8 protein-coding genes and 1 tRNA gene are annotated in these 7490 nt (G+C 57.3%); 6 read left to right on the top strand and 3 right to left on the bottom strand.

Features of this window, described 5'->3' with window-relative positions:
• Window positions 1-250, top strand: a 250-nt coding sequence (locus HMPREF3158_RS13050) for a hypothetical protein (RefSeq protein ID WP_210386649.1), incomplete at its 5' end; no start/stop codon positions are given.
• Window positions 251-470: 220 nt separating this feature from the next.
• On the opposite strand, the gene HMPREF3158_RS10800 is transcribed toward HMPREF3158_RS13050, so the two are convergent.
• The 3 genes from HMPREF3158_RS10800 to HMPREF3158_RS10790 all read right to left on the bottom strand — a co-directional run bounded on the left by HMPREF3158_RS10800 (window position 471) and on the right by HMPREF3158_RS10790 (window position 2181).
• Window positions 471-547: transfer RNA gene (locus HMPREF3158_RS10800), tRNA-Pro, on the bottom strand.
• Between the two features lie 84 nt (window positions 548-631).
• On the bottom strand, window positions 632-1030 hold the full coding sequence (locus HMPREF3158_RS10795) for a YchJ family protein (RefSeq protein ID WP_062034979.1): 399 nt from the start codon (window positions 1028-1030) through the stop codon (window positions 632-634).
• Window positions 1027-2181 (bottom strand): bifunctional alpha/beta hydrolase/OsmC family protein, encoded by a 1155-nt coding sequence (locus tag HMPREF3158_RS10790; protein WP_062034981.1) that lies wholly within the window; start codon window positions 2179-2181, stop codon window positions 1027-1029. Before HMPREF3158_RS10790 ends, HMPREF3158_RS10795 begins: the two co-directional genes overlap by 4 nt.
• 106 nt (window positions 2182-2287) lie before the next feature.
• Between HMPREF3158_RS10790 and secA2 the strand changes: the two genes are divergently transcribed.
• The 5 genes from secA2 to HMPREF3158_RS10765 all read left to right on the top strand — a co-directional run bounded on the left by secA2 (window position 2288) and on the right by HMPREF3158_RS10765 (window position 7322).
• Window positions 2288-4579 carry an accessory Sec system translocase SecA2 gene (gene secA2, locus HMPREF3158_RS10785; protein ID WP_062034984.1) on the top strand — a complete coding sequence of 764 codons (2292 nt, stop codon included), beginning with the start codon at window positions 2288-2290 and terminating at the stop codon, window positions 4577-4579.
• Window positions 4580-4677: 98 nt separating this feature from the next.
• Window positions 4678-5109 carry an oxoglutarate dehydrogenase inhibitor Odhl gene (gene odhI, locus HMPREF3158_RS10780; protein WP_062034986.1) on the top strand — a complete coding sequence of 144 codons (432 nt, stop codon included), beginning with the start codon at window positions 4678-4680 and terminating at the stop codon, window positions 5107-5109.
• Window positions 5110-5148: 39 nt separating this feature from the next.
• A complete protein-coding gene (locus tag HMPREF3158_RS10775; RefSeq protein WP_061922567.1) occupies window positions 5149-5895 on the top strand; it encodes a transcriptional regulator FtsR in 747 nt (248 codons plus the stop codon).
• A gap of 92 nt (window positions 5896-5987) precedes the next feature.
• The gene (locus HMPREF3158_RS10770; protein WP_061922564.1) at window positions 5988-6626 is read left to right on the top strand and encodes a bifunctional nuclease family protein; all 639 of its coding nucleotides are present in this window, start codon (window positions 5988-5990) and stop codon (window positions 6624-6626) included.
• 117 nt (window positions 6627-6743) lie between these two features.
• Window positions 6744-7322 carry a MerR family transcriptional regulator gene (locus HMPREF3158_RS10765; RefSeq protein ID WP_141741042.1) on the top strand — a complete coding sequence of 193 codons (579 nt, stop codon included), beginning with the start codon at window positions 6744-6746 and terminating at the stop codon, window positions 7320-7322.
• Window positions 7323-7490: the final 168 nt, after the last annotated feature.

Genomic DNA, 7490 nt, shown 5'->3' with positions numbered 1-7490 from the left:
ATATCAGGTGTCTACCAAACAGGGGTCAGGTCCCACACACGTAGACCTGTTCGTGGTTTTGCTGCGGCTTTCTTCTATACGGCCCCTTGGTGTGGTTGCGGCCAATGCCTCTATGATCCGGCGTTTTCTTGGACGTGTGGAGAGGGATGAAAAGACACCACCACCTAGGGTGCGCGATCCGCATCCGCCGCGCGATCCGGAGCTGGCTGGCGCGCACCCGAACGCGCCGCCTGCGCAGCACGTGGCCTAAGACCAACTGAATACTTTTCACACAGTTAGCTCGGAAAACCGATTTGAGGTTCCGGGCTATTAGTCGTTTTAGAGGGGACGAACCATGAAGGAAGTCTTATTGTTTAACGCCTGGATCACGGCGAAAACGACTAAACCCACCGCATAGAAGCGGTGGGTTTATCTATCGGAGGCAGTTTCGCAAACGATTTAAGTTAGTTTCACGAAACCGTCTTCCGGTTTGGTCGGACTAACAGGATTTGAACCTGCGACCCCTACACCCCCAGTGTAGTGCGCTACCAAACTGCGCCATAGTCCGCCGTCACATCTCGAGGATGCGACCTGAATAGATTACATCAGTAGTATTCACTGATTCCAATCGCCTGTGTGAGCTGGGTATTGCTTAAAAATCGCCGGTGCTATATACCCACTGCCCTTGCGTGCGCCGGAACTGGGAGCGCTCACGCTGGGAGCCTGCGGCCGCGCCTTTGTAGAAAGCTTCGAACTCCACGATTCCCGTATCATCGAGCGGGCCGCCATCGACGGTATCGATGATGTCCAGGCGATAAAAGCGGATACCGTTGTCTTCCAGGTGTAGGCGCTCTGGCCGGGTTTCCGGGTCCCAGGTGCGCAGTAAGTAATCCTCATCGCCGGTCACGAAGGCCGAAAAGCGTGAGCGCATGAGGGCCTCTGCGGTCGGGGCGGGCTTGCCGCCGTGGAACTTGCCGCAGCATTCGCCGAAGCAAAGCCCGAGCCCACAAGGGCAGCGGGCTTCGGGGCTCAAGGGGTTGAGCACGATCATGCTTCGACGTCCACGATTTGGGCGGCGCCCAGCAACTGCTCAACAGGAGAGGACTTCGCGGCCTCGAGCAAGGTCGACTTCTGCTGCGCGGAAAGATCGCCCACAAGCTTTATGCGGCGCTCAAACGTCGTGTCCCCCACATGGGTGACGTTGACCTGGACGTCGTCGAGCGGCATGCCTTTGGAGGCTTCCTTAATTGTCTGCGTGGTCGATGCAGCTAGCGCGGACATCAGCAGGCCCTCCGCGGTAAAACCTTGGCCCTTTCCGCCCTGCTTCTTGGGGCGGTCAGCCGTGACGCTGCGCTCATTGTGGCGAACCACCACGCCGAACTTAGTGCCGACTGCCGGCTGCGCTTCAGCTGCGGTTTCATCGATGTGGGTTGGTACATTCTCCGGCACGATGAACTGCTCGAACCAAGCACCAATGAGGTCTGCGGCGCGGGCAGCGGCACCCTGCTTGGTGATGAGGTGGTCTGCCTTGTCCAAGGCCACCAAGGACTTGGGGTAGCGCGTCTTTAAGAAGATGTTCTGGGCATTGTCGATGCCAACGGTTTGGTCGATCGGGGAGTGCAAGATCATCAGCGGCTTGCGCAGCCGGCGCAGGTATTCCTCTGGGTTGGTATCCGCCAAGTCTTCGAGGAAGTGGCGGGAGATGGTCAGCGCGCGACCGCCGAGGATGACCTCGACCTCGCCGTTTGCGTCGACCTCACCAATCTTGTCGGCGTAGTGCAAAACAGAGTGGGCAGGATCAAATGGTGCGCCAATGGTTGCTACTGCCTTGAGCGAGCGAATACCGCTTGCCGCTGCCAGGGAGGCGGCGCCGCCCAAGGAGTGGCCCATCAGAAGCTGCGGAGCGGAGTAGTTTTCAGCCAGCCAGTTTGCTGCAGCCTGAATATCAGCAACATTTTGGCTGAAGTTGGTCTCACCGAAGTTGCCCTCGGACTGGCCGAGGCCCGGGAAATCGAAGCGCAGGGTGGCTACGCCGAAATTGGTGAGCTGCTTAGATACGCGAGCTGCACCGGGAGTGTGGCGCGATCCAGCAAAGCAGTGCGCGAAGATCGCAAAGGCTTGTGGCGCGGAGTCAGGAAAGTCAATGGTACCCGCCATCATGGTTCCAGTGGAGGACGGGAGCTTCACGTTCACAGATTGCATAAAGACTAGGATATAGAGCCGTCTCTACATAGGCCACAGAGGGTTAGCTAGAGTCGGTAGAGTTAAAGATTTACTTAAGAAGCATTCAACAGTAACGGAGACGAACATGGGTGCATTTGGCTGGTTTTGGAAGGCCATGGGTGCGCAGAGCGAGCGGAACGATAAAAAGTCGAAAGCCATCGTGGATAGCTCCGGTGCTGCGACCCAGGAGCTATCCGCGCTTGACGACGCCGCCGTGGCACAAGCCGCCCGCGACTCTGTGCGTGAGGGTGAAATCGCAGATAAAGCGCGATTTTTGGCAGCCCTTGCCGTGGCCAGCGAGCGTACGCTTGGCATGCAACCTTTCCACGTTCAGTCCCAAGCGGTGTTGCGCCTGCTTTCCGGAGACGTCATCCAGATGGCCACTGGTGAGGGCAAGACCCTCGTCGGAGCCATGGCCGCAACCGGCTTCGCATTGACCGGTAAGCGCGTCCACCTTGTGACGGTAAACAATTACTTGGCCGATCGGGATGCTGAATGGATGCGCCCGCTAGTCGAATTTTTTGGCCTCACCGTAGACTCCGTGACGGAGAAGAAGGACGCCGCGCAGCGTCGCAAAGCGTATTCCTGCGACATTATTTATGCCCCAGTCAATGAGCTCGGCTTCGACGTGCTGCGCGATAACCAGATCACTAGTCGCGAGCAGACCGTGCAGGCGCGAGCCGACGTCGCTTTGGTAGACGAGGCTGACTCTGTTTTGGTCGACGAGGCTCTGGTTCCGTTGGTACTGGCAGGAAACCGTCCAGGGGAGGCTCCCACGGGTCACATCACCAATGTGGTTTCGCGACTTCGTGAGGACTTGGACTACGTCATCGCCGAAGATGGCCGTACCGTTGCTTTGACCGATGATGGCGCGGCACGCGTCGAGCGCGAGTTGGGCATTGACTCGCTGTATTCCGAGGACAACATCGGAACGATTCTGGTCAAGGTGAATCTGGCTTTGCACGCCAAGGCCTTGCTGATTCGCGATATCCACTACATCGTTGTAGATGGCAAGTTGCAGCTAATCGACGCCTCCCGCGGCCGCGTTGCTGACTTGCAGCGCTGGCCGGACGGCCTGCAGGCTGCGGTGGAAGCTAAGGAAGGCCTTGAAGTCTCCGAGGGTGGCCGCATCCTCGACACGATCACTCTGCAGGAGCTGATGCGCCGTTACCCGACGGTGTGCGGAATGACCGGCACCGCGGTTGAGGCGACTGACCAGTTGCGTCAGTTCTATGATCTGCGCGTTTCTGTAATCGAGCGCAATAAACAACTGCAGCGTTTCGACGAGGCCGACCGCATTTATGCCACGGTCGAGGAGAAATCGAAGGCTATTGTCGACGAAATCGTGGCCCTTAACGCTACTGGCCAGCCGGTTCTCGTGGGCACGCACGATGTCGCGGAGTCGGAGGATTTAGCCGAGGCACTTCGCGAACGCGGCGTCGAAGTCAGCGTGCTCAATGCCAAGAACGATGCTGAGGAAGCTCGCATCGTCGCCGAAGCCGGCGATATCGCACGCGTGACCGTCTCGACGCAGATGGCCGGCCGCGGTACAGACATCAAGCTGGGCGGCGCTACTGAGGCTGACCGCGAGCAGGTCGCGCAGCTGGGCGGTCTCGCCGTCATCGGTACTTCGCGCCATCGCACCTCCCGCCTGGATAATCAGCTGCGCGGGCGTGCTGGACGCCAAGGAGACCCGGGCCTGTCGCTCTTCTTCGTGTCTTTGGAAGACGACGTCGTCAAGCAAGGCGGGGAGGACGAAGCCCTCTCGGCGCAGCCGGACGAAACTGGCCGTATTGAATCCAAACGCCTGGCAGACTTCGTGGCGCATTGTCAGCGCGTAACCGAAGGCCAGCTGCTGGAAATTCACGCGCAGACTTGGAAGTACAACCAGCTGTTGGCGGATCAACGCGTTATCATCGATGAACGCCGAGCGAAGCTGCTCGACACCGCAAAAGCCTGGGAGGAATTAGCTGAGCGCGCTCCCGAACGTGCCGCGGAGCTTGCCGAACTTCCCGCAGAGGTAAAGGAAAAAGCCGCTCGGGAAATCATGCTCTACCATCTCGACCTAGCGTGGGCCGACCACCTAGAGCTGATGGACGATGTCCGTGAGTCGATTCACCTGCGCGCGATTGCCCGTGAGACACCGATCGACGAATATCACCGTATTGCGGTCCGCGAGTTCAAGGATTTGGCGCAACGTGCCGTGGAGGAGTCGGTGGCTACCTTCAAGTCGGTGGACATTGATGAAAAAGGTGCTCACCTGGAAGATTCGGGGCTTGCCCGCCCGAGTGCCACCTGGACGTATATGGTCTCCGATAATCCCTTGTCTGGCGGAGGAAATTCCGTACTTAAAGGAATCGGTAATATCTTCCGTTAAAGTAATTTATGAAACAAATCTGGTGAGGATGCTCGCGGAAGCGGGCGAATCGCTAATATGGAATAAGTCAACACTAATCCGACACTTCGGAGGTAAAAATGAGCGAGCATACCGGTACGCCGGAACCGCAGGTAGAAACCACTTCTGTATTCCGTGCAGACCTTCTCAAGGAGATGGAAAACGGCGCTGCCGCCGGTAATGACACCTCCGTTGCAGGTGCGGAAAACCTTTCCGAGGGCCAAGCCCTCCTCGTTGTAAAGCGTGGTCCGAATGCAGGTGCCCGCTTCTTGTTGGACCGCCCAACCACCACCGCGGGCCGTCATCCAGAGGCAGACATCTTTTTGGATGATGTCACCGTTTCCCGTCGCCACGCTGAGTTCCGCGTGAACGAGGGCGAGTTTGAGGTCGTCGATGTCGGATCCCTGAACGGCACCTACGTCAACCGCGAGCCGCGTAACTCCCAGGTTCTTCACGTGGGTGACGAGATCCAGATCGGCAAGTTCCGTCTGGTCTTCATCGCCAATCAATAAACACGTTTCGAGTCTTTAGAGAAATTCAAGAGAAGTATAGTGAGCGCAGCACAGTCTAACGCCGCGGCCCTGCGGAAAGGGACCGCTAAGGCCAAAAAAGCTAAGACCATGTCGATCGGCGTCGTCCTGGAACATCTGAATCAGCAGTTCCCAGACGTCACCGTGTCGAAGATTCGATTCCTCGAGTCTGAAGGTCTAATCACGCCGCAGCGTACTGCCTCCGGTTACCGTCGTTTCACTCAGGAAGACGTTGATCGCCTTCTCTACATTCTCACCTCTCAGCGTGACAACTACACCCCGCTGAAGGTCATCCGTGAGCAGCTGGAAGCTATGGATTCCGGCCAGGTCACTGCAATCGTTTCTGCTGGCAAGGCAGAAACGTTGCTGAGCCCGGACCAGTTCCGTGCTCCGGTTGTTACGCGTCTTACTGACGCAGAGGTTGCTGATCAGGCAGGCTCCACTGAGGTGGAGGTTGCCGGCCTAGTCAAGATTGGCCTGATTACCCCGGACGCATCGGGGTTCTTCGATGCGGATGACGTCTCCGTAGTATCTGCCGCAGTAGCTCTTAAGGCATTCGGTTTTGAAGAGCGTCAGCTGAAGTCGCTGCGCAACAATGCCCGCCGCCAAGCAGATCTCATCGCGCAGGTTGCCTCCCCGGTGGCCAACTCCAACTCGGATACTGCCGTGCAGAAGGCCGAGGAATTGTCACAGCAGATGACCGCTTTGGTTGTCTCGCTGCACGCGACCATGGTCAAGACTGACCTGCGTCACGAATACAACTCCTAGATTTCCCGATTTCGCCGCTAGTGCCTGGTGCTAGCGGCCCACATAAAGCTCTCCGTCACCACGCGGCGGGCAAATGTGGGAGAGTGGAGAGCATGGGAAAAATTAGTCTTGAGTTCCACGGCATTCACGTTATGGAGCCGGAAAGCGAACTATGCGCTCTTATGCGCTGGGTAGAAGGAAATCGCATCCTCCCCGTTTGGCTCTCGCAACTAGAAGGCGCGCGCGTTATGCAGCGCCTCGACGGTTATAGCGAAACCCGCCCCACCACACACGACCTTCTCATCGAGCTCATTGAGCAACTCGGTGGCGTGGGCTCCATTGAGATCGTTAACTATTACGAAGGCACCTTTATGGTCGACATCGTCGATGCGGCGGGTGAGGCGCACGACGCAAAGCTTAGCGATGCTCTGGTGGTTTCGGAACACTTCAATGTACCAATCACTGTAGAAAAAGAGCTGTTGTCTAAAGTGGCCGTCTTTGTCTCGGATGACGATATGGATGCTTACTTTGATTTCCATTTCGATCCGCCCGCCGACGATGCTGGTGAGGAAGTGGCGAAAACGTCCAGCTCAGATAGCTCCGCTTCGGGTAACCCGCAGGCAGATGCTGATTTCGAGGCGATGATGCGCTCGTTGGGCGTCTCTGAAGAGGACTTTTTTGAAACGGAAGATAAAAAAGATTCTAATGACACGCGTGTGACTAATGATGACAATGGGGACGAAGAAGTCTAAAGTAAAGCTAGAGAGTTTGGCCAAGCTTTAGCCTCTAGCCTTGACGGGGTTAGGGGCGTGGCCTTTAATTAAGCCCTAGAGGCTTCCAACAAACCCCATTGGAGTAATTACGTGAGCATCAACGAGAACCTAGACGAGTACAACGCCTCCCACGGAGCAGGCGAGGGCTACGTGCAAGAGTCGCTCTTCGACGTCGGACCGGACGAGGAGCTCGGCTACCGTGTGCCAATTGCCTGCCAGGTAGCCGGCATTACCTATCGTCAGTTGGATTACTGGGCACGCACCAACCTTGTCAACCCGTCCATTCGCAATGCACGTGGCTCCGGCTCCCAGCGTCTGTACTCCTTCAAGGACGTTCTGGTTCTCAAGATTGTCAAGCGTCTGCTCGATACCGGTATTTCCTTGCAGAACATTCGCCTGGCAGTTGAGTCCCTGCGTGACCGTGGCGTTAACGACCTTGCAGAGCTGACCCTCGTCTCCGACGGAACCACTGTTTACGAGTGCCGCTCCAACGATGAGGTCATTGACCTTTTGGCAGGCGGCCAGGGCGTTTTCGGCATCGCGGTCCCGGGCATCCTGAAGGAGCTTTCCGGCACTATCTCTTCCTTCCCGGCAGAGCGCCTGGACGAATTCAAGGACGAGACCGTCATTGGTATCGACGAGCTGGCTGCACGCCGCAACCGTAAGTCCTCCTAGGTCCTAGGCCGCGTAAAGCGGCCTTGCTCCCGTGGGAACCCGCGGGTCAGCTTCAAAACGCTTACAGTCCCCAGCTCGAGCTCACGTGAGTTGGGGACTGTAAGCGTTTTAGCGTTTTCTCATATCTGTAGAACGTGCCGTTTCGGCGTAGTTGGTAGGGGCAATCCG

The organism is Corynebacterium sp. HMSC06G04 (genome assembly GCF_001807365.1).
GTDB lineage: Bacteria > Actinomycetota > Actinomycetes > Mycobacteriales > Mycobacteriaceae > Corynebacterium > Corynebacterium simulans.
The sequence above is the reverse complement of the archived record's forward strand: the minus strand, read 5'-3'. Positions and strand labels throughout refer to the sequence as shown.

Excerpts from the sequence above, each read along its gene's own strand:
- HMPREF3158_RS10795 (WP_062034979.1), bottom strand. The coding sequence starts at position 1,030 with ATGATCGTGCTCAACCCCTTGAGCCCCGAAGCCCGCTGCCCTTGTGGG.
- HMPREF3158_RS10790 (WP_062034981.1), bottom strand. The coding sequence starts at position 2,181 with ATGCAATCTGTGAACGTGAAGCTCCCGTCCTCCACTGGAACCATGATG.
- secA2 (WP_062034984.1), top strand. The coding sequence starts at position 2,288 with ATGGGTGCATTTGGCTGGTTTTGGAAGGCCATGGGTGCGCAGAGCGAG.
- odhI (WP_062034986.1), top strand. The coding sequence starts at position 4,678 with ATGAGCGAGCATACCGGTACGCCGGAACCGCAGGTAGAAACCACTTCT.
- HMPREF3158_RS10770 (WP_061922564.1), top strand. The coding sequence starts at position 5,988 with ATGGGAAAAATTAGTCTTGAGTTCCACGGCATTCACGTTATGGAGCCG.